General features: G+C 59.3%; 23 protein-coding genes. 16 read left to right on the forward strand and 7 right to left on the reverse strand.

Features of this window, described 5'->3' with window-relative positions; all coding sequences use genetic code 11:
• Positions 1 to 27: 27 nt before the first annotated feature.
• From folK to rnc, 9 genes are all read left to right on the forward strand, one after another.
• Positions 28 to 597, forward strand: coding sequence for a 2-amino-4-hydroxy-6-hydroxymethyldihydropteridine diphosphokinase (gene folK, locus ACR0J5_RS18630; RefSeq protein WP_480656044.1), 570 nt, complete (start codon positions 28 to 30; stop codon positions 595 to 597).
• Between the two features lie 94 nt (positions 598 to 691).
• The gene (gene rpoZ / locus ACR0J5_RS18635) at positions 692 to 1045 is read left to right on the forward strand and encodes a DNA-directed RNA polymerase subunit omega (protein ID WP_170380450.1); all 354 of its coding nucleotides are present in this window, start codon (positions 692 to 694) and stop codon (positions 1043 to 1045) included.
• 25 nt (positions 1046 to 1070) lie between these two features.
• Positions 1071 to 3203, forward strand: a complete 2133-nt coding sequence (locus ACR0J5_RS18640; RefSeq protein WP_480656047.1) for a RelA/SpoT family protein — start codon at positions 1071 to 1073, stop codon at positions 3201 to 3203.
• A 16-nt stretch (positions 3204 to 3219) separates the two neighbouring features.
• Positions 3220 to 3918, forward strand: a complete 699-nt coding sequence (locus ACR0J5_RS18645) for a DUF2062 domain-containing protein (protein WP_480656049.1) — start codon at positions 3220 to 3222, stop codon at positions 3916 to 3918.
• Positions 3911 to 4657, forward strand: a complete 747-nt coding sequence (locus ACR0J5_RS18650) for a pyridoxine 5'-phosphate synthase (RefSeq protein ID WP_480656050.1) — start codon at positions 3911 to 3913, stop codon at positions 4655 to 4657. The genes ACR0J5_RS18645 and ACR0J5_RS18650 overlap by 8 nt, the downstream gene beginning before the upstream one ends.
• Positions 4658 to 4684: 27 nt before the next feature.
• A complete protein-coding gene (locus ACR0J5_RS18655) occupies positions 4685 to 5119 on the forward strand; it encodes an ABZJ_00895 family protein (protein WP_480656052.1) in 435 nt (144 codons plus the stop codon).
• Between the two features lie 4 nt (positions 5120 to 5123).
• Entirely contained in the window at positions 5124 to 5543 is a 420-nt protein-coding gene (acpS, locus tag ACR0J5_RS18660) for a holo-ACP synthase (protein WP_480656054.1), read from the forward strand.
• 57 nt (positions 5544 to 5600) lie between these two features.
• The gene (lepB, locus tag ACR0J5_RS18665) at positions 5601 to 6437 is read left to right on the forward strand and encodes a signal peptidase I (RefSeq protein WP_480656056.1); all 837 of its coding nucleotides are present in this window, start codon (positions 5601 to 5603) and stop codon (positions 6435 to 6437) included.
• Positions 6434 to 7114, forward strand: coding sequence for a ribonuclease III (gene rnc / locus ACR0J5_RS18670; RefSeq protein ID WP_480656058.1), 681 nt, complete (start codon positions 6434 to 6436; stop codon positions 7112 to 7114). The genes lepB and rnc overlap by 4 nt, the downstream gene beginning before the upstream one ends.
• A 112-nt stretch (positions 7115 to 7226) precedes the next feature.
• Here rnc and ACR0J5_RS18675 read toward each other — a convergent pair whose 3' ends face one another.
• Positions 7227 to 8603 carry a multicopper oxidase family protein gene (locus ACR0J5_RS18675; RefSeq protein ID WP_480656059.1) on the reverse strand — a complete coding sequence of 459 codons (1377 nt, stop codon included), beginning with the start codon at positions 8601 to 8603 and terminating at the stop codon, positions 7227 to 7229.
• Between the two features lie 162 nt (positions 8604 to 8765).
• On the opposite strand from ACR0J5_RS18675, the gene era reads away from it, so the two are divergent.
• The 4 genes from era (at position 8766) to recO (ending at position 11555) form a co-directional block, all read left to right on the forward strand.
• Positions 8766 to 9674, forward strand: a complete 909-nt coding sequence (era, locus tag ACR0J5_RS18680; RefSeq protein WP_480656061.1) for a GTPase Era — start codon at positions 8766 to 8768, stop codon at positions 9672 to 9674.
• Positions 9675 to 9729: 55 nt separating this feature from the next.
• Positions 9730 to 10059: a DUF1491 family protein gene (locus ACR0J5_RS18685; RefSeq protein WP_480656062.1), complete on the forward strand. Its 330-nt coding sequence runs from the start codon at positions 9730 to 9732 to the stop codon at positions 10057 to 10059.
• Positions 10060 to 10208: 149 nt separating this feature from the next.
• Positions 10209 to 10724 (forward strand): hypothetical protein, encoded by a 516-nt coding sequence (locus tag ACR0J5_RS18690; RefSeq protein WP_480656063.1) that lies wholly within the window; start codon positions 10209 to 10211, stop codon positions 10722 to 10724.
• A 105-nt stretch (positions 10725 to 10829) separates the two neighbouring features.
• Entirely contained in the window at positions 10830 to 11555 is a 726-nt protein-coding gene (gene recO, locus ACR0J5_RS18695) for a DNA repair protein RecO (protein ID WP_480656065.1), read from the forward strand.
• Here recO and ACR0J5_RS18700 read toward each other — a convergent pair.
• From ACR0J5_RS18700 to ACR0J5_RS18710, 3 genes are all read right to left on the reverse strand, one after another.
• On the reverse strand, positions 11539 to 11931 hold the full coding sequence (locus tag ACR0J5_RS18700) for an META domain-containing protein (RefSeq protein WP_480656067.1): 393 nt from the start codon (positions 11929 to 11931) through the stop codon (positions 11539 to 11541). The two genes, recO and ACR0J5_RS18700, sit on opposite strands and share 17 nt — an antisense overlap.
• A gap of 10 nt (positions 11932 to 11941) precedes the next feature.
• Complete coding sequence (locus tag ACR0J5_RS18705) at positions 11942 to 12487, reverse strand: hypothetical protein (RefSeq protein ID WP_480656069.1); 546 nt, start codon at positions 12485 to 12487, stop codon at positions 11942 to 11944.
• A 158-nt stretch (positions 12488 to 12645) separates the two neighbouring features.
• The gene (locus tag ACR0J5_RS18710; protein WP_480656071.1) at positions 12646 to 14337 is read right to left on the reverse strand and encodes an acyl-CoA dehydrogenase family protein; all 1692 of its coding nucleotides are present in this window, start codon (positions 14335 to 14337) and stop codon (positions 12646 to 12648) included.
• A 145-nt stretch (positions 14338 to 14482) separates the two neighbouring features.
• Here ACR0J5_RS18710 and ACR0J5_RS18715 point away from each other — a divergent pair, with 145 nt between their 5' ends.
• Positions 14483 to 15247, forward strand: a complete 765-nt coding sequence (locus ACR0J5_RS18715; protein ID WP_480656073.1) for a sulfite exporter TauE/SafE family protein — start codon at positions 14483 to 14485, stop codon at positions 15245 to 15247.
• Here ACR0J5_RS18715 and ACR0J5_RS18720 read toward each other — a convergent pair.
• From ACR0J5_RS18720 to ACR0J5_RS18730, 3 genes are all read right to left on the reverse strand, one after another.
• Complete coding sequence (locus ACR0J5_RS18720) at positions 15244 to 15786, reverse strand: hypothetical protein (RefSeq protein WP_480656075.1); 543 nt, start codon at positions 15784 to 15786, stop codon at positions 15244 to 15246. The two genes, ACR0J5_RS18715 and ACR0J5_RS18720, sit on opposite strands and share 4 nt — an antisense overlap.
• A 33-nt stretch (positions 15787 to 15819) precedes the next feature.
• Positions 15820 to 16110, reverse strand: a complete 291-nt coding sequence (locus tag ACR0J5_RS18725) for a hypothetical protein (RefSeq protein WP_480656076.1) — start codon at positions 16108 to 16110, stop codon at positions 15820 to 15822.
• 378 nt (positions 16111 to 16488) lie between these two features.
• On the reverse strand, positions 16489 to 18087 hold the full coding sequence (locus ACR0J5_RS18730) for a phosphoenolpyruvate carboxykinase (protein ID WP_480656078.1): 1599 nt from the start codon (positions 18085 to 18087) through the stop codon (positions 16489 to 16491).
• Between the two features lie 347 nt (positions 18088 to 18434).
• On the opposite strand from ACR0J5_RS18730, the gene ACR0J5_RS18735 reads away from it, so the two are divergent.
• On the forward strand, positions 18435 to 19139 hold the full coding sequence (locus ACR0J5_RS18735) for a response regulator transcription factor (protein WP_480656080.1): 705 nt from the start codon (positions 18435 to 18437) through the stop codon (positions 19137 to 19139).
• 32 nt (positions 19140 to 19171) lie between these two features.
• Positions 19172 to 20890: a sensor histidine kinase gene (locus ACR0J5_RS18740; protein WP_480656082.1), complete on the forward strand. Its 1719-nt coding sequence runs from the start codon at positions 19172 to 19174 to the stop codon at positions 20888 to 20890.
• The last annotated feature ends 4 nt before the right edge of the window (positions 20891 to 20894 follow it).

Consider the following 20894-nt stretch of genomic DNA (forward strand, 5'->3'; position numbering starts at 1 on the left):
TGCAATTCGCCGAATATAGGGAGTTTCATGAGCAATTTTTCGTCAGAAGCGGTGATTGCACTGGGCGCAAATCTCAGTCTGAGAGGCGTTGGGCCCAGGGTGACACTTCAGGCGGCTCTTGATGCGATAACGCGTCAGGGGGTGGTGATTCGCGCCGTCAGCCGCTTTTTTGAGACCCCGTGTTTCCCGCCCGGTGCCGGGCCGGACTACGTCAATGCGGCCGCTTTGATCCAGACAGACCTGACCCCGGTCGCGCTGCTGGGGGTGTTGCATCAGGTTGAACACGAATTCGGGCGCGAGCGGGTTCAGCGCTGGGGGATGCGTACCCTGGATCTGGATTTGGTCTGTTACGATGATCTGATCCTGCCGGACCGTACCGTGTTTGATCAATGGCTGACACTGCCGCCCGAGGCCCAGACACAAGAGACACCCGATCAGTTGATCCTGCCGCATCCCCGTTTGCAGGATCGGGCCTTTGTCCTGGTGCCGATGGCCGATGTTGCCCCCGATTGGCGGCATCCGGTCCTGGGGCGCACAGTCTCTGAGATGCTGGCTGCGCTGCCTGCTGCGGATATTGAGGGCGTGACCCCTCTGTGAATGGTGCACTTGCGGCATTTCCTGCTTGTCAAGGCGGGGATTCGCGCTTAGATAAACGTCTTCCTGACATGGATTCAGTAACGGAGAGCGCCCCATGGCCCGCGTGACGGTTGAAGATTGCGTAGACAAGGTTCCGAACCGGTTTGAACTGGTGATGCTTGCCGCCCATCGTGCGCGTGAGATTTCTGCCGGTGGCCCGATCACCGTGGACCGCGACAACGACAAGAACCCTGTCGTATCGCTGCGCGAAATCGCGGATGAGACCCAAAGTGCCGATGAACTGCGCGAGCGTCTGATCGAAGCGAACCAGACCCAGATCGAAGTCGATGAGCCGGAAGAAGATCAGATGGCTCTGCTGATGGGCGCGGAATCGGACAAGCCGGCTGAGGACGACATGTCCGAAGAAAAGCTGCTGCGCGCTCTGATGGAGGCGCAAGGCCAGGGGTAACCCAAGCTTATAAGGTGCGGACCGGATGATTTCTGCTGAAGACCTGATTGCGCTGGTCCGCAACTACAACCCCAAGACAAATGCCGAGCGCATCACCCAGGCCTATGAGTTTGGGAAGCAGATGCACGAAGGCCAGTTCCGCCATTCCGGCGAACCTTATTTTACCCATCCCGTCGCAGTAGCCGCCATCCTGACCGAACAGCGTCTGGATGACGCGACAATTATCACCGCGCTGCTGCATGACACCATTGAGGACACCAAAGCCAACTACGGCAAGGTGGCCGAGTTGTTCGGGGATGAGGTGGCCAAGCTGGTGGATGGCGTTACCAAGCTGACCAATCTGCAGCTGTCCAGCCGCGAAACCAAACAGGCTGAAAACTTTCGCAAGCTGTTCATGGCCATGTCCAAGGACCTGCGCGTCATTCTGGTCAAGCTGGCCGACCGTCTGCACAACATGCGCACGATCAAGGCGATGCGCCCCGAAAAACAAGTGGTCAAAGCGCGTGAGACGATGGACATCTATGCGCCGCTTGCGGGCCGTATGGGTATGCAATGGATGCGCGAAGAGCTGGAGGATCTGGCCTTTCGCGTGCTTAACCCCGAAGGTCGTCAATCGATCATCCGGCGCTTTATCACTCTGCAACGCGAAACCGGCGATGTGATCCACCGCATCACTGGCGACATGCGTTTTGAGCTTGAGAAGGCAGGGATCGAGGCCGAGGTGTTCGGGCGCGCCAAAAAGCCTTACTCGATCTGGCGCAAGATGCAGGCCAAGGATCAGGGCTTTTCGCGCCTTTCTGACATTTACGGCTTTCGCATCATCACCCAGACCGAGGAAGACTGCTATCGGACGCTGGGCGCGATTCACCAGCGTTGGCGCGCGGTACCGGGTCGGTTCAAGGATTACATCAGCCAGCCGAAATCCAACGGCTACCGCTCGATCCAGACCACCGTGTCCGGGCGCGATGGCAAGCGGGTTGAGGTTCAGATTCGGACGCGCCAGATGCATGACGTGGCCGAAACCGGTGTGGCGGCGCATTGGTCCTATCGCGATGGTGTGCGGTCTGAAAACCCCTTTGCGGTGGACCCGGCCAAGTGGATTTCCAACCTGACTGAACAGTTCGACAGCGAAGAGGATCACGAGGACTTCCTCGAAGCTGTCAAGCTTGAGATGTATTCGGACCAGGTGTTCTGCTTTACGCCTAAGGGTGATGTGGTGAAACTGCCGCGCGGGGCGACGCCGATCGACTTTGCTTATGCCATCCACACCCGGATCGGCCATGCCTGTGTCGGGGCCAAGGTCGATGGCATCCGCGTGCCGCTGTGGACCCGAATCAAGAACGGTCAATCGGTGGATGTGATCACTGCCGACGGCCAGACCCCGCAGGTCACCTGGCTTGAGATTGCGGTGACCGGTAAGGCCCGAACCGCGATCCGGCGGGCGCTGCGTGAAGTGGATCGTGAAAGATTCATCAAACTGGGCAAAGAGCTGGCGCGCTCAGGGTTTGATCACGTGGGCCGCAAGGCCACCGACAAGGCGCTGGACACGGCGGCCAAACACCTGCGACTGAAGGACCGGCACGAGCTGCTGGCCCGTCTCGGCAGCGCCGAGCTGACCGCGCATGATGTGGTCAGCGCGGTCTACCCGGAATTGACACAGGACGAAGGTGACGCGATTTCCCCGCGCCGGGCCGTGATCGGTCTGGAGCCGGGTCAGAAATTTGACCGTGCGCCGTGCTGTCAGCCCCTGCCGGGCGAGCGTATCGTCGGCATCACTTTTCGGGGCCGGGGCGTTATCGTGCATGCCATCGATTGCGACCGCCTGTCGGAATACGAAAGCGAACCGGACCGCTGGGTCGATCTGCACTGGCATTCGGGCACGCACCCGGCCGCCTATGGCGTGACGCTTGACCTGACCATCGGCAACGACGCCGGGGTGTTGGGGCGTATTTGCACATTGATCGGTGAGAAAAAGGCCAATATCTCGAACCTGGAATTCGTGGACCGCAAACCGGATTTTTACCGTCTTCTGATCACTGTCGAGCTACGCGACCTTGAACAGCTGCATTCGCTTATGCTGATGCTTGAGGCGGAAAGCGACGTTGCCGCGGTCGAACGGCATCGGGATCGGGAAAAAACCGCTGTGGCGGCTGGCTGAGAAGGGGTGATCAGGAGTGGTATTCAAGCGCCGAGATCGACGCTCGCCCATTCAGATCGCCTCGGAATTTGTCTATCCGCGCGGCGGATGGACCCGCGCCTTTCATTATGTCAAACATCGCATCCGGCGCCTGCCGGATTCGCCTGAACGTATCGCGCGTGGCGTTGGGGCCGGGGTGTTTGCGGCCTTTACACCGTTCTACGGCTTTCACTTTTTCATTGCCGCGCTGCTCAGCCGTCTGATCAATGGCAACCTGCTGGCCTCGCTCAGCGGGACGTTCTTTGGCAACCCTCTGACCTATGTTCCGATCGGGGTGGTCTGTTTGCAGACCGGGCATTTCCTGCTGGGCGATGACTTTGAAGAGGGTGAAACCCACGGTCTGATGGCAAGCTTTGGCAAGGCGCTGAGCGATCTGAAGAACAACTTCATGGCGATGTTCACCGACCGCGTGGCCGACTGGCGCGGCCTCAGCGTGTTTTACGATGAGGTGTTCTTTCCCTACCTGATCGGGGGCATCCTGCCGGGCCTTCTGGCGGCGTTCATCTGCTATTACCTCAGCCTGCCGGTAGTGCGGACCTATCAGCTGAGACGCCGCGCCAAGATCAAAGCGAAATTCGACGAAATCAAGCGGATGGCCGAAGCTGAGGCCGCCGGGCCTCCGCCGCCTCCCGCTGGCTCGGACCAGAGCGCGAAAAAGGAAACAAGTGATGTCTGATACCCACCTGCGTCTTGGCGTGAATATCGATCACGTCGCCACGGTGCGCAATGCACGCGGCGGGGCCTATCCTGATCCCTTGCGCGCGGCCAAACTGGCCGAAGAGGCCGGGGCAGATGGCATCACCGCCCATTTGCGCGAAGACCGCCGCCATATCTCGGACGACGATATTGATGGCCTGATGGAGGTCCTGTCGGTTCCGCTGAACTTTGAGATGGCCGCCACGCCCGAGATGCAGAAGATCGCCCTGCGTCACAAACCGCATGCGGTGTGTATCGTCCCGGAAAAGCGCGAGGAGCGCACAACCGAAGGCGGGCTTGAGGTCGCGCGCGAGGAAAACAAGCTGGCCCATTTCATCGCCCCCCTGCGTGAGGCCGGATGCCGCGTGTCGATCTTTATCGCCGCCGACCAGCGCCAGATCGAGGCCGCTCATCGCATTGGCGCCGAAGTGATCGAGTTGCATACAGGCGCCTATTGCGACGCCCATGCCGAAGGCCGCATGGACGAAGCTAAACGTGAACTGGAAAGCCTACGCGAGATGTCCGCTTTTGCCCATTCGCTGGGTCTTGAGGTTCATGCGGGCCACGGCCTGACCTATGACACTGTGCAGCCCATCGCCGCTTTCCCAGAGGTGCGCGAGCTGAATATCGGTCACTTTCTGATTGGCGAGGCGATCTTTCGCGGCCTCACCCCCGCCATTACCGAGATGCGCCGGCTGATGGATGAGGTGCGCGGTTAACGCATTGCTAAATTAGAGGAAATTGAAATGAACTCTCGTCTTGCCCGGTTTTCGCTGGTCTTTGTCGGAACAAGCCTGGCCATACCGCTTGCGATCTTTGTCGTGCAGTTGCTTCTCAAGGTTGATCTCTCAAGCTCGGGCGCGGGCATGATCCCTTTCATGATCGCCGCGATGGTCGAGGGGCAGCGCTATGTGAAAGACTTCGGAGAAAAACCAACCCCGTCCGAGATGTGGAAAGCGGCAAGGTTCATGGCGCTGATCGGGATGATCTGGTCTTTGGTCCTGGCCATCGTATACTTCGTTGTCTTGATGGGGGCATGGGACATGCTGGCCCAAATCTCTCCTGTGTTTATGCTGGTTGCTGTGGTTGTGCTGTACGGCATAGCCTTGCTGACGTGTCGGGTATTTGTCTGGCTTGGGGCAAACAACCAGTTGAAACAGACGGCACGCAAGCGCGGATAAAACCATGATCCTCGGCATCGGCACAGACCTTGCGAATATCGACCGCATTCAAGGCACGCTCGACCGCTTTGGCGACCGGTTCCGTAACCGCGTTTTCACCGATATCGAACAGCGCAAGGCCGAACGCCGTGCCGACATCGCTGGCACCTATGCCAAGCGCTGGGCCGCGAAAGAGGCGTGTTCCAAGGCGTTGGGCACCGGTCTGCGGATGGGCATCGCATGGAAAGACATGTCAGTTACCAATCTGCGCACCGGCCAGCCTGTGATGCACGTGACCGGCTGGGCCGCTGAACGCCTGAAAGAGATGACGCCCGAAGGTCATGAGGCAATCATCCACGTCACCCTGACCGACGATCACCCTTGGGCACAGGCTTTTGTGGTGATCGAAGCGCGGCCCGTTCAAGATCGCGCCGCTCAGCCTTGACTTGCCCCCAGCCGACCCGCATGTAGCACCCCAACAACCCAAGGACCGGAGAGCAGTATGGCCGAGGACGTCAAAACCGGAAATCCCGTTTGGGAGACGATCAAAACCATCGTCTACGCCCTGCTGATCGCAGGCGTTTTCCGTACTCTGTTCTTTCAGCCCTTCTGGATTCCCTCGGGCTCGATGAAACAGACCCTGTTGATCGGGGATTTCCTGTTCGTCAACAAGATGGCCTATGGCTATTCCTATGCGTCCTGTCCCAGCCTGATCATCCCCCGTGTCGGTCTGAACATCGATGCCGAGGATGTGTGCGGATGGATGAAGGGCGACAACACACGCATCTGGGGCGGTGAACCCGAGCGCGGGGATGTCATCGTGTTTCGCCACCCGGTGACCGGGCGCGATTATATCAAACGTCTGATCGGCCTGCCGGGGGATCGTATCCAGATCCGCGATGGCCAGATCATCCTGAACGGCACGCCCGTACCGCAGCAGCCCGATGGTGTCTTTGTCGAAACGGCCGAACCGCAAGGGCCTCAGCGCCTGCGCCCGCGCTGCGAAAACGGGCCCGTGGGGATCGGCGGTATGTGCGAGAAATCCCGATCCATCGAAACCCTGCCCAATGGCGTGACCTATGATGTCCTCAACATCGGCAACCAGAGCGCGGACAACACCGGCATCTACACTGTGCCCGAAGGCCACTATTTCTTCATGGGCGACAACCGCGATAATTCTTTGGACAGCCGCGCGTCGCAATCTGCCGGTGGCGTGGGATATGTGCCTTATGAAAACCTCATCGGACGTGCGGACCGGGTCATGTTCTCCTCCGCGGGCCGGTCGATGCTGTTCTTCTGGACATGGCGCGGAGATCGCTTCTTCAAGGCGGTAAATTGAAGCTATCGGCTGACATAAAAGCGTTCCAACAGCGTCTGGGGTATGAGTTCAAATCCCCCGATCTGCTGGCGCGCGCCCTGACGCATGGCTCTGTGTCTTCGGCAACGCGCCCTGACAACCAACGGTTGGAGTTTCTGGGCGACCGCGTGCTTGGCCTCGTGATGGCAACGGCGCTGCTTGAGGCGGACAAAACCGCAAGCGAAGGCCAACTGGCTCCGCGTTTCAACGCGTTAGTGCGTAAAGAAGCCTGTGCCGACGTCGCCCGCCAGATCGATCTGGGCGCGGTGCTGAAACTAGGTCGGTCCGAAATGCTGTCGGGCGGACGTCGCAAACAGGCCCTGCTGGGCGACGCGATGGAGGCTGTGATCGCCGCCATTTACCGCGATGCCGGGTTCGAGGCCGCCCGCGACGTGATCCTGGCGCTCTGGGGTGACCGCATTTACACGGTCGAGGCCGATGCCCGCGATGCCAAAACCGCATTGCAGGAATGGGCGCAGGCCCGGGGCCAAAAACCGCCCAGCTATGTCGAGGTCAAGCGCAGCGGCCCGGACCACGCGCCGGTCTTCACCATCGCCGCACGGCTGCAAAACGGCCCCGAGGCTCAGGCCACCGCAGGCTCCAAACGTCAGGCCGAGCAGGCCGCCGCCAAGGCATTGCTTGAAAGCCTGCCAAAATAGCTGCCGGGGTCCCCTTCATCTGGCCAAAAATATCCCGGGGGTGAGCCCGGATGAAATCCGGGCGAGGGGGCTGGCCCCCTCACCGGTCGGATTGGCACAGCCAATTCGACATTCAGACCACCCGGATAAACCCGGTCAGACCGGTTTTCTGATGCTCAATCACGTGACAATGAAACGCCCAATCGCCCGGATTGTCCGCGACCAGCGCAATGTCCACAATCTCATCTTTCAACAGCAACATTGTGTCCGTCAAAAGCGGAGGCAGAACACGCAGGTTCGAACTCAGTGGCGTGTACACCAATCCATGCAAGTGAATGGGATGCAGATTGGGCGACTCGTTACGCAATCGCAGAACATAGCTCTTGCCCATTTCCAGCGTCGCCAGCGGCCCAACCCCCGGTGCTGCGTCGCCGGGCCATGGCGTGCGGTTGATGGACCAGAAGTTATAACCCAAAGACCCACAGAACCCGTTCACCGGCTCACCCCCTTCGGGCGTCCAGCCGAACACAAACTCATGCAGTTCGGCATTGGCCAGATCGGGTTTTGCTGTCGGATTTGCTGCCAAAGCCCGCAGCTCGCGCAAATCGCGCGATGCAGATGCCCCCATCGCTCGCAAGCGGGTCACGGCGCGCGGCGGCTGACCGGGAAACTTGGCCATGAGGTTGACCATCTGCCCTTCATCACCGGGCATCCTGACAGCAAAATCCACCCTTTGACCGGGTCCCATCAGCATAGGCTCATCGGCTTTGGGCAGGGGGATGTCAATCTCGACCGGATGGCCATCCCAGGCGATAACCCGCGCCTCTGCACCAGCTAGATGTACTTTGTAAATCCGGGTCGTATCCGTGTTCACCACGCGCAGCCGCACCAGACTGCCCGAGGCATGGTCATAAACTGGGCTGTGCTGCCAGTTCGCGGTCTGCACATTGCCGAATGTCCCCGCCCGCGCAGCCCCGCGGGCCGTATAGGCGGGCAGGAAAGCCCCGTCATCATCCAGTCGGAAATCCCGCAGGTTGACCACTTGGTCACTGTCGAAACCAGGGTCCTCGGCCTCGGCAATCACCATCACACCGGTCAGGCCGTGGGCCATCTGCTCCATCGTCATGCAATGGGGATGATACCAATAGGTCCCCGCATCCGGCGGCGTGAACTCATAGTTGAATACCTCGTCCGGCCCCATGGGCATCTGCGTCAGATAAGGCACGCCGTCCATTTTATTGGGAATGCGCAACCCGTGCCAATGCATGGCCGTGTAATCCGGCAGCGTGTTGCGCACCGGGAGGCGCATGACCTTACCCTGCTTGCCATAAAGAACCGGGGGTGGCGCATCCGGCGACAGGCTGACCATGCCGTTCGTGACCTGGTCGCGCAGAAGGTAGCTGGCCGGTTGTATCACCAGCTCTTGCGTTCCAGCTGCCAGCCCAAAACCGTCCAGACCTGCCGCGCCGGTGGCGGCGGCAGTACCCAAAAGAAACTCTCGACGTCTCATATCCAACCTCATGAACGGGAAAACTGCACCGGGCTCGGCCTGGCTGGGCGCGCGCCGCATAAGTGGCATCGCCGACGCATGGCCGCAATGCGACAAATCCCTCTGGCCCAAAGGCCCTTTCTGCTATAGGGGTGCGCACTTGCAAACAGGATCGCAGGATACATGACCACACGCGCCGGATTTATCGCCCTGATCGGAGAGCCCAACGCAGGCAAATCCACCCTTCTGAACCGCATGGTCGGGGCCAAGGTCTCAATCGTGACGCATAAGGTGCAAACCACGCGCGCGCGTATTCGTGGCGTGGCGATGGAGGGCGACGCGCAACTGGTCTTCGTCGACACGCCCGGCCTGTTCAAACCGCGCCGCCGTCTGGACCGTGCCATGGTCGCGGCGGCCTGGGGTGGGGCTGCGGATGCGGATGTGGTCGTGTTGATGGTCGAGGCGCACCGCGGCATAACCGAAGGTGTCGAGCGTATTCTGGAAGGTCTGGACGAGATCGGGCAGGGCCGCACTATCGCGCTGGCGATCAACAAGATCGACAAAGTGCCATCCGAGAAACTGCTGGCGCTGACCAGTGACCTGAACGCGCGTTACTCTTTTGCTGAGACCTTCATGATTTCAGCCGAAAAAGGCCATGGCGTAGACGATCTGCGCACCTGGCTGGCGGGCGAGCTGCCCGCAGGCCCATGGCTCTACCCCGAAGACCAGATCGCCGATCTGCCCCTGCGCATGATCGCAGCCGAAATGACGCGCGAGAAACTGACCCTGCGCCTGCATCAGGAACTGCCCTATCAGCTGACGGTCGAGACCGAGAACTGGGAAGAGCGCAAGGATGGCTCGGCCAAAATCGATCAGGTTATCTACGTCATGCGCGACGGCCACAAGGGGATCGTTCTGGGCAAACGGGGTGAGACGATCAAGGCAGTTAGTCAGGCCGCAAGGGCCGAGCTTGAAGAGTTCCTTGACCGGAAGATTCACCTGTTCCTGCAGGTGAAAGTCCGCCCCAACTGGCTTGAGGAATCTGAACGGTACTCGGAAATGGGTCTGGATTTCAAAGACGGCAACGCATGACGCGGGCCGAGAATTTTCGTCGAAAATTCTTACGCCCAGCGGATGGGGCGGTTCAATGGCACGTCTGACGGCAGAGTTCTGGGTGCATGCCTATCTGGCGCGGCTGCGTTTTCAGGAAATCCCGGCTTTTGTCGTTGCCCATGGCGATGACACAGCCGGCGCGGTGCTGATCAAGTTGAACACTTTGGACGGTCAGGCGATTGCCTTTCAGCGCAGTTTTGATCTGATGAGCGGAGAACGCAAATGGGTCGAGCTGTCCAGTGGCGCTGAGGGTGATGTCGACGCCGCTGTCACCAAACAGCGCAGCTTTGACCCCGACCTTTGGGTGATCGAGGTCGAGGACCGACAGGGACGGCATCTGCTGGGGGAAGAAGGGTTGGAGTGAGATCTGAACTCCAAAAAATGTCTCAAAGACGACGTGGTGTTGCGCCTCGGTGACGGCTCGACTGTTTAACCAGAGCCCTTGTTGTATGAAATTGCATAACACTCAGCAGTCAGCCAAATCATGTGGAAATTCACATATTTGGGACTGAAATGAATAACGCAATCAAGGCCTTGGCGCCGATCTCCGCATGTGTAAGCTATCTTCTTCTCGCCGGTTGTGAAGCGCAACAAACTGACAAAAGCAGCTTGCTGGTCGGGAGTTGGGATTGTCGTTCAACCGTCGAATCTCCGGACGGTGGAGAGACCGAACTGGCATCTTTGACTCTGCAATATTTGAGCAATCACAAATCCAATGCGAATCTGGTTATTTCCGCCAGCGAGGCTGGGCTCGACGTTGAAATCGAGATGATTGGGTCTGGAAACTGGGAAATTGACGGCGACTATCTTATTGAAGAAATCGAAAAGATAAGCGTTCTTAATCTGACAATGCTGGGGCAGACGGTGTTGATGTCGGACCTGCCGGATGAAGTGGGTCAAGAGTTTGAGAACCTAATCGAAGCGTTTCAGGGACTGTCGGCCATGTCGGAAATTCGGACGCTCACGTCCGGTAGGTTGGAGCTCTATGATCCCACTGAAAAAGTCACAACCAAATGCTCTGCACTTTGACGTGGAACTGTGAAAGTATCCACGTTGACCGATATATCGGGAGGGGCTGACATAGCAAGCCTCTCGGCGGCCATGTAGCGAACCAAAGGATACGGATACTCCGCCATGGACTGGCGCGATCACGGCATACTTTTGACCTCTCGCCGTCATGGTGAGACGGCGGCGATCATTGAGGTGTTTACCCAGGCCCATGGTCGCCATGCAGGTGTGGTGCGCGGAGGGACAAGTCGCAAGATCGCTCCGATCCTGCAGCCCGGCGCGCAACTGGACGTGCTTTGGCGCGCGCGGCTTGAGGAACATATCGGAACATTTCAGGTCGAGCCGCTCAGGTCCCGTGCGGCTGCGGCCTTTTCCGGGCGGTTGGCGTTGGCCGGGCTGAATGCGGTGGTTGCGTTGCTGTCCTTTTGTCTGCCCGAACGCGAGCCGCATCCCGCGATCTACAAACAGTCCGAACAACTGATGGACCTGTTGGGGCAGGATGAGGTCTGGCCTTTGGCCTATCTGCGCTGGGAGTTGGCGCTGCTGGAAGAGCTGGGGTTTGGTCTGGACCTGACAGCCTGCGCAGTGACCGGCGCGACCGAGGGGTTGGTCTATGTCTCACCCAGAACGGGCCGCGCAGTCAGCGCCAAGGGTGCGGGCGAATGGGCGGACAAGCTTTTGCCGCTGCCGCCTTGTTTGCGCGGCGAGGGCGCAGCGCCAGATGCCGAGATCGCCGAGGCCTTGCGCACGACCGGGTACTTTCTGGAACACCGCGTCGCGCCATCGCTGGGTCACAATCCGTTGCCAGAGGCGCGGGCGCGGTTTTTGGATCAATTCACTCGGCGGCTGTGAACACCATCTCGTGCCCGTCCTCATTGCGCAGGATCAGCACGTCGCCCGAGACTTCGGACTGGGTCATGGACATGAGGGCGGCAAAGTAAAACCCTTCGGCCTCAAGCCCCACGCAGGCGGCGCGGGTGGCGGTCAGGTCGGTGATTTCGAACCATGGATACGGCGCGCTCAGGCTGCCGCTATAGCTGTTGCAGGGGGCGTTGCCCTCGATCCTGCCCTCTTGTGGAAAACGCAGTTGGGCGCTGGCCTCGAAAGCTTGCCCGTCAATCTCTTGCAGGGTCCAGACCTGATCCGCAGCGCCATAGGCCGCGACGGTTTCATCCCTGTCGCATTGGAACAGGGCCAGAAGGGGCAGGGTCAGCAGAAATCGGGTCATGACAGCAATTTCAGTAAGGGTTCGCGCCGCTCAGCAGTTCTTCGCGTACCTCGCTGCGGGGCCTCCAGTTGTATCGCGTATCCTCGCGGACCTCATCCCAGAACAGATCGCCGCTGTTGCGCCATGGATCAAGGATGATCCCGTCATACATCGAATCCCCCTTGGCGCTGATCAGGGCCGAATGATGGATAATCCGAAACGCGGTCGGAGGGGAGGTGGCCCAGTGCATATCTAGCGTGCGAAAATCCTCTTGCCGCAGACGCGTGGTCATGGCCTGCGCCCAGTCATTGCACAGGCCAAACTCGCGAAATCCGTTGATGATCTTGGCGTTGTGGACAATGGCCGCATCGGTGACGTTCCAGTCCTGCTTGAGCTGCTGCGAGTAGGTATAAGAGATTTCAGCGGCCCGCTTGGCCTCGGCCGGATCGACATTCGGGCCAAGGGATTGAATGGCCCGTGCCAGATCGTCCACATCATTTTGAGTGACGGGGGCCTGCGTTGTCGCACAGCCTACAAGGGTCAGGATCGCCCAAAGCGCGAGTAGTCGTCTGATCATTCCGAATGCCATTGGTTAAGGGACGCTGGCTGCTGTAACCTTGTTCCGGCCTGTGATCAAAGGGGAAGTTGCTTTTCGGCGGATCACATCTGATCCAGACAGAAAATGACCCGGCACGAAGGCCGGGTCAGTTGGGGAAACAGAGCTGCCGTATTCGGTCACCCGAGCAGACGTCGTGCGATGACCTGTGCCTGAATTTCGGCAGCCCCTTCGAAAATGTTGAGAATGCGCGCGTCGCACAGGACACGGCTGATCTTGTATTCCAGCGCAAAGCCGTTGCCGCCGTGGATTTGCAGGCCATTGTCGGCCGCCGCCCAGGCGACACGCGCGCCCAGCAGCTTGGCCATGCCGGCCTCAAGATCACAGCGCTGGCCGTGGTCTTTCTCCCACGCGCTGAAATAGGTCAGCTGGCGCGCGATCATGATTTCGACCGCCATCATCGCCAACTTGCCCGAGACGCGGGGGAAGTTGATCAGGGACTTGCCGAATTGCTTACGATCCTGCGCGTATTGCATGGCAATATCCAGCGCGCTTTGCGCCACGCCGATGGCGCGGGCGGCGGTCTGGATACGGGCGGACTCAAACGTCTCCATCAGCTGTTTAAAGCCTTTGCCCTCTTCGCCGCCCAGAAGGTTCTCGCCTTTGACTTTGAAGCCATCAAAGCCCAGTTCGTATTCCTTCATGCCGCGATAGCCCAGAACCTCGATCTCGCCGCCGGTCATGCCGGGGGTGGGGAAGGGAGCTTCATCCGTTCCCGGTGTCTTTTCGGCCAGAAACATCGACAGGCCCCGGTGGTCGGTGCTGTCAGGGTTGGTTCGCGCCAGCAGGGTCATCACATGGGTCCGCGCCGCATGGGTGATCCATGTCTTGTTGCCGGTGATCTCATAATCGCCCTCGGCAGTCTTGACCGCGCGGGTGCGCAGGCTGCCCAGATCCGATCCGGTGTTGGGTTCGGTGAACACGGCGGTGGGCAGGATTTCAGCGCTGGCCAGTTTCGGCAGCCAGTTGGCCTTTTGCTCATCCGTGCCGCCTGCGATGATCAGTTCGGCCGCGATTTCGGACCGAGTGCCCAGCGAACCGACGCCGATATAGCCGCGCGAGAGTTCTTCGGACACCACGCACATCGACGCTTTGGACAGGCCGAAACCGCCGAATTCTTCGGGGATGGTCAGGCCAAAGACACCCATTTCGGCCAATTCCTCGATGACCTCCATCGGGATCAGCTCATCCTTCAGGTGCCACTCATGAGCGTGAGGTTCGACCTTTTCGACCGCATAGCGGCGGAACTGGTCCCGGATCATCTCAAGCTCTTCGTCCAGCCCGGAAGCCCCGAACATGGTGGCCCCGGCCTGATCCTCCATCAATTCCACAAGACGGCTGCGGGCGGCTTGAGTGTTACCGCCTTGGGTCAGGGTCATCACCTCGGGAAGCATCAAAGCGCGCATATCGTCCTGGCTGAGGCCAAGATCCTGAAGGCGAACGATTTCACCCTGGTTCATTTGGATGCCGCCATAGACCTGCCACAGGTATTCGCCAAACGCGATTTGATGCAGCAGCTGTTCTATTTCACCAAACTTGCCATCGCTTTCCAAGGCCTCGGCCCATCGCTGCATCTGTTGCAGAGACTGATTGTAGGTTGCCAGCCATGCCAGGCCATGGGCAGCCGTCTGGTGCGCCTCGATCAATCCGCCGGACACACGACCTTCGGCGGTGACCATCTCGCGCACGGAGGCCCGGGCACGTTCAAACACATTGTCCACTGCGGGCAGCGCCGCGCGGGTCAGTGCCAGAAGGTCGGGCAAAATCGCGGATGTGGTCATCTGGGTCATATCCTGTCCGTCATGGGCCATGAATCGAGTCCTTCTTTGCTGTCGTCTGGTCATATCATGCTGCACGTGCAGCGCAACAAAAATACGAATTACGTCGCGAAATAGTTCGAAAATTGCTTATACGATTTTGCACTGCAGCACGCGGCAACAGTGTTATGACGGGGCTATGACGTTGTTTTCCTTGCTCACTCCGCAGGACCTGATTTTGGCATTGGCCGTGGCCTTCGTGGCGGGTTGGGTCAAGGGGATGGTCGGTTTTGCCATGCCGATGGTGCTGATTTCGGGCCTCAGCCTGTTCTTGCCGCCAGAGCTTGCGATTGCGGGTCTGATCCTGCCGACGCTGGTCACGAACGGTGTGCAGGCCCTGCGCGAAGGCATTCCCGCCGCTGTGTCAGCCATCAAAGAGTTCCGTGTGTTTCTGGCCGTCGGGCTGGTGTTCCTGCTGATCGGGGCGCAACTGGTCAGCGCCGTTCCGGCCCGGACCTTTCTGCTGATGATTGGTGCTCCGGTCACGTTTTTTGCGCTGATCCAGGTTCTGGGCGTGAAGCTGACACTGCGCGCACCTTCGGCGCGGGTTGAGGCCGCAATCGGTGCGATTGCCGGTTTTGTTGGCGGGATGTCGGGAATCTGGGGGCCGCCAACCGTTGCTTATCTGACGGCGCTGAACACGCCCAAAGCGATCCAGATGCGGGTGCAGGGGGTGATCTATGGGCTGGGTGCGGTGGCGCTGTTGATTGCCCATATGGTGTCGGGCATCTTTCGGGCGGACACGGCGCCGTTTTCGGCCGTGTTGATTGCTCCGGCCTTGGTTGGAATGCTGGCGGGGCTGTGGCTGCAATCCCGCATTGATCAGGCGGTGTTTCGCAAGATCACCTTGCTGGTGCTGCTGATTGCAGGGGTGAACCTGTTGCGGCGTGGCTTGTTGGGTTAGCGGCGCTTGTCGGCGAAGCGAAAGGCAAAATACAGGCCCAGCATAAGGAAGAGCAGGCCAAAGATGTCCCCGATCAGATAGGCAACATACTCTGCCCGCGCGCTGCCAAAGGCCAGGTTTGTCAGGCCCGAGACAAGGAAGGACGTCACAATCCCGACCCCCATGACGCAGGACCAGCACGGCTTGCGATCCGGGTGCGGAAACAAGTCCCACCCGGCCCATTTGCATAGGTAGAACACTGCCGGCACGGTTGTGACGGCGATGGCGATTGCGATCAACCGGCTGGGCAGGAACACGTCACTGCCGCCGAGGACGGCAAAGACCAGAAAGACACCCGGCAACAGCGCGAAGATCGCACGCCAACCCAGCAGCCATGCCGACAGAACCCGCACGCCGTGCGGCAGAAAAAGAAGGCTGGCCCTGCTGGGATATTCCGGAAAGAACACATTCTGCAGCGGCATCAAAACCTCGAACGTGAGGTATGATGCGACCACATAAGCCAAAGAGGCGTAGAAGGTGTCAGTTGCCCACCTGCGCACGTCGATCAACTGCCTGCGCGCAGGTTCAGGGCGTTACCTGGGGGCATGAACGATATACCGGCCCCGGTTGGCGCTGCCGCTTTGCGACAGATATCCCTTTTGAACAAGCGACTTCAGCGCGCGAAAGAATGTCGGGCGCGAAACGCTTTGAACCAGAGTGTGTTCGATCAATCCGAAGGTGCGCACTTCGGTGTCGTCTTTCGACAGCTCTTCAGCTGCATAGTAGATGTCACGCTCAACCGGAGAGAGTTGCTCCAGCCCCAGCGTGCGTTCCATGCTTTGCATCAGCTTGCGCAGCTCGGTCAGTTTCGAGATTTCAGTCATGTCTTACCCATCTTTTCAAGCGCCGTGATCCGCAGTTTCGCGGAGTGTTTCGATATCCTGAACTGAGTGTTTTCAGCATATCTCACGTTGACACTTTTCCCCTTCATAATACACTACGTACCTGATTAGGTTGCTCTAATTGCTGATGTGAACGTCTGCGTGAGCTTCCCCAAGGTGTTTTTAAGGTCGGTCCGGTGCAAAATTGCACCGGACCTTTTATCATAATGACATCGTTTCGTAGCGCATGAGGGGATGTCGGGCAACGCATTTGTCTGCACAAGGTTTAGAATACAACTTTAACAAGAATACCTTTGCGTGAGACTCCCATAGAAAAGGGGCCCGAAGGCCCCTTTCCCGTCAACTTAGCACCGCTTAGCGTCAACCGATAGCGACGGCTTTGATGTCTTCATCGATGAAGGGCAGATATTGCTCAAAGTTCTCGGCAAACATCTGAACCAGCTTCTCGGCCTGCTTGTCGAATGCAGCCTGATCATCCCATGTGCGGCGCGGGTCCAGCAGAACTTCGGGCACGCCGGGGACTGAAACAGGCACGTCAAAGCCGAAATTCGCGTCCTTGCGGAACTCGGCGTCCCGCAGCGAGCCGTCCAGCGCGGCAGTCAGCAGGGCGCGAGTGGCCTTGATCGGCATCCGCGAGCCAACGCCATAGGCGCCGCCGGTCCAGCCGGTGTTGACCAGCCAGCAGGTTGCGCCGTGCTGGGCGATCTTGTCGCGCAGCAGGTTGCCATACTCTTCCGGGCGGCGTGGCATGAAAGGCGCGCCAAAGCAGGTCGAGAAGGTGGGCTGCGGCTCGGTCACGCCACGCTCGGTCCCCGCAACCTTCGAGGTGAAGCCGGACAGGAAGTGATACATCGCCTGTGCCGGGGTCAGCCGTGCGATCGGAGGCAGTACGCCGAACGCATCACAGGTCAGCATGATGATGTTCTTGGGGTGTCCCCCCAGCGCACTGCTGGACGCGTTCGAGATATACTCGAGCGGGTAGGCGCAGCGCATGTTTGCGGTCAGCGAGTCATCGTTGAAATCCAGCTCTTTGGTTTCGGGATCGAAAACCATGTTCTCGATCACGGTGCCGAATTTCGACGTGGTGGCGTAGATTTCTGGCTCAGCCTCGGGGTTGAGGTTGATGGTCTTGGCATAGCAACCGCCTTCAAAGTTGAAGGTGCCGCGATCGGACCAGCCATGTTCGTCATCGCCGATCAGCACGCGTGCAGGGTCAGCCGACAGGGTTGTCTTGCCAGTGCCCGACAGGCCGAAGAACACAGCCGTGTCGACCGGGTTACCAACAGCATGGTTGGCCGAGCAATGCATCGGCATCACGCCTTTTTCCGGCAGCATGTAGTTCAGTAGGGTGAAGACGGATTTCTTGTTCTCACCCGCATATTCCGTGCCACCGATCAGGATCAGCTTGCGGTCGAAATTCAGCGCAATCACCGTTTCGCTGCGGCAGCCATGCTTGGCCGGGTCGGCCTGAAAGCTGGGGCAGTTGATAATTGTGAAGTCGGCAATAAAGTCGTTCAGATCTTCGCGATCCGGACGACGTAGCAGGTGGCGGATGAAAAGGTTGTGCCAGGCCAGTTCGGTGACCATGCGCACGTTGATCGAATAGGTCGGGTCAGCCCCGCCAACCAGGTCCTGCACGAAATAGTCGCGGCCCTTCATATGCTCCAGCATGTCGACATACAGGGCGTCAAAGCCTTCGGGGCTCATCTCGGCGTTGTTTTCCCACCAGATGCTGTCGGCAACGCTGTCGGTGCGCACGACGTGCTTGTCCTTGGGCGACCGGCCAGTGAACTTGCCGGTGGTGACCAGAAAGGCCCCGCCATTGCCCAGGGTGCCTTCGCCGCGCTTGAGCGCCTCTTCGATCAGCGCCGGTTCCATGAAGTTGTAATAGACATTGCCCAGACCCTCGATGCCCTGATCTTCGAGGCGGAATTGCGGGTTAACCCGTCCAGATGTCATGTGTGTCTTCTCCTGTGGCGGCGCGGCGGCGGTTGGGCCGGGTGCGCTCTTGGGGCATTTTGCCGGGTCATTCCGGCGGACAGGCGGGTCTTATCATGGTCGTTTGGGGCATGAACAGGTCGCTTTCGTGTAGTTAGCGCAACCAAGTCCAGGTTTAGCGCCACCAGAAATTCCCTGTCGGAAATCAAAGCGCTTTTCTGCCCGCTTTAACGGCTTTTTTGCCGCAGCTATGTGACAACAAACGCACGATTCGCAGATACGGATTGATTCGCGGCCATAAAAACGACAAAGATGCCTTACTAATAAGCGAAATATTGCATGAGTGAGCAGGAATAGGGGTAAACCCGATGTCAAAGATTGCACTGGTGGATGACGACAGAAACATTCTGACGTCCGTATCCATGACACTCGAAGCCGAAGGGTTCGAGGTCGAAACTTACAATGACGGGCAAGCAGCCCTGGACGCTTTCAATAAAAAACTTCCCGATATGGCCGTGCTGGATATCAAGATGCCCCGCATGGACGGTATGGATTTGCTGCAACGGCTGCGGCAGAAAACCCAGATGCCGGTCATCTTTCTGACCTCGAAAGACGATGAGATCGATGAGGTTCTGGGCCTGCGCATGGGCGCGGATGACTATGTGAAAAAGCCATTCTCGCAACGTCTGCTGGTGGAACGCATCCGCGCGCTTCTGCGCCGGCAAGAGGCGACTACGGGCGATGTGACGAATGCCACTACCGGCGACACCAAGGTGATGGAACGCGGCGAGCTGCGGATGGACCCGCTGCGCCACGCGGTCAGCTGGAAGGGCAACGACGTATCCCTGACCGTGACCGAGTTTCTGCTGCTGCAGGCACTGGCGCAGCGTCCGGGCTTTGTCAAAAGCCGCGATCAGCTGATGGATGTTGCCTATGATGATCAGGTCTATGTGGATGACCGGACCATCGACAGCCATATCAAACGGCTGCGCAAGAAGATGCGCGCGGCAGATCCTGAGTTTTCGGCCATCGAAACCCTGTACGGCATTGGCTACAGGTATAACGAAGAATAAGCGTGGCCGCTGAAGAAGGGTAACCTGACCTGGTGCGGGATACGGAACAAACCATCGAATTGCGGGACGGTGACGTCGTTCTGGGGGATGATTGGGTCATCCCGCAGGACCCCGAGTCGGCCGAGTTGCGCGCGTCTCGCCGACGCCGCAACCTTTTCGCGTTGCGCGGCTCGCCGCTGGCCCGAAAGATCATCACGTTCAACCTGATTGCCTTGGTCATTCTGGTGACCGGGTTGCTCTATCTCGACGACTCCCGCGAGGAACAGGTACAGCAGACCGCCCGCAACCTCATGGGCGACGCGCAGCTTGTCAGTAACGTGTTTGAGGCTCAGCTGCGTCAGCAACAGGCCGCGGGTGCACAGGATGCATCTGGTCTGGACGTGAAAGGCACGCTGGCGGGGCTCAGCCTGCCGGATGGCGGAGAGGTGTTTGTTTACGACGCAAGCGGGACGCTGATCGGCTGGACACGCGGGGCGGCCACCCCATCTGAAATGCCGGGCCTGCTGCGATCTGACGCCGAGGTTCAAACTGGCAGCACTTTGATCAGCGACGCGCTGCATGCGGTCTGGACCGGATTGTCGCGCGTCTTTGCCGGGGGGGAGGGCAGCGATGCGCCGACCCTGGCCCAACGGGTGCAGGAGATCATACCAGAGGCCCTGCAAGGCCAGATGCAGGTGCAGGCTGTTCAGGATGATCTGGGCCAGACCGTCATCGTCGGGGCCGCACCCATCGTTCTGGCAGATGCGGCTGTGGGTGCCGTGGCCATGGCGGGCCCTGCCGGCGAAATCGACGCGTTAGCCCGGCGCGAACAGGAGCGCATCCTGCAGATGTTTGTGGTGGCTTTGCTGGTTTCGATCGGTCTTAGCCTTGTTTTGGCGTCAACCATCGCCAACCCGCTCGCCGATCTGGCCGCCGCCGCTGAAATGGGCAAAGACCGTGGCGCTGGGGTGAACCCCGGCCGTATCCGCATCCCCGACCTGAGCGCGCGCCCCGATGAGATCGGGCGTCTCAGCCGGGCGCTGCGGGGGATGGTCACAGCGCTTTACAACCGCATTGACGCCAATGAGCAATTTGCGGCGGATGTGGCGCATGAAATCAAGAACCCGCTGGCCAGTCTGCAATCTGCGGTCGGCACTCTGCGCATGGTCAAGCGTGAAGATCAGCGCGACAAATTGCTGGGCGTGATCGAACACGACGTGCGGCGGCTGGACCGTCTGGTCAGCGATATCTCGAACGCATCGCGCCTGGATGCCGAGCTGGTCAAGGAAGAGGAACAGCCCTTTGACCTGCTGAATCTTCTGGGCAATCTGGGGCAGTATCTGGGCGAAGAGGCGCGTGCAAAGGGCATCGACTATATCACCGATCTGCCGCCGGACCCGATCATCGTGAACGGTCTTGAGGCGCGTCTTGCGCAGGTCTTTGTCAACCTGATCACCAACGCGATTTCCTTCTGTGACGAAAGCGATGCCATTCGTGTCTGGGTGCGCAGACGGGAAAACCGGGTTCTGGTCGTGGTCGAAGACACCGGTCCGGGCATTCCCGAACAGGCCCTGACCAAGGTATTCAAACGCTTCTATTCACAACGCCCCGAAGAGCATTTTGGCAATAACTCCGGCCTTGGATTGGCCATATCCAAGCAGATCGTCGAAGCCCATGGCGGCGTGATCTGGGCCGAGAATATTCGCCCGACCGAGGCGGACATCACCTCTGACCCGCAGGGCGCCCGGTTCGTCGTGGGTCTGCCTGTCTAATCGC

The sequence above is a fragment of the Ruegeria sp. BE1 genome (assembly GCF_056538885.1).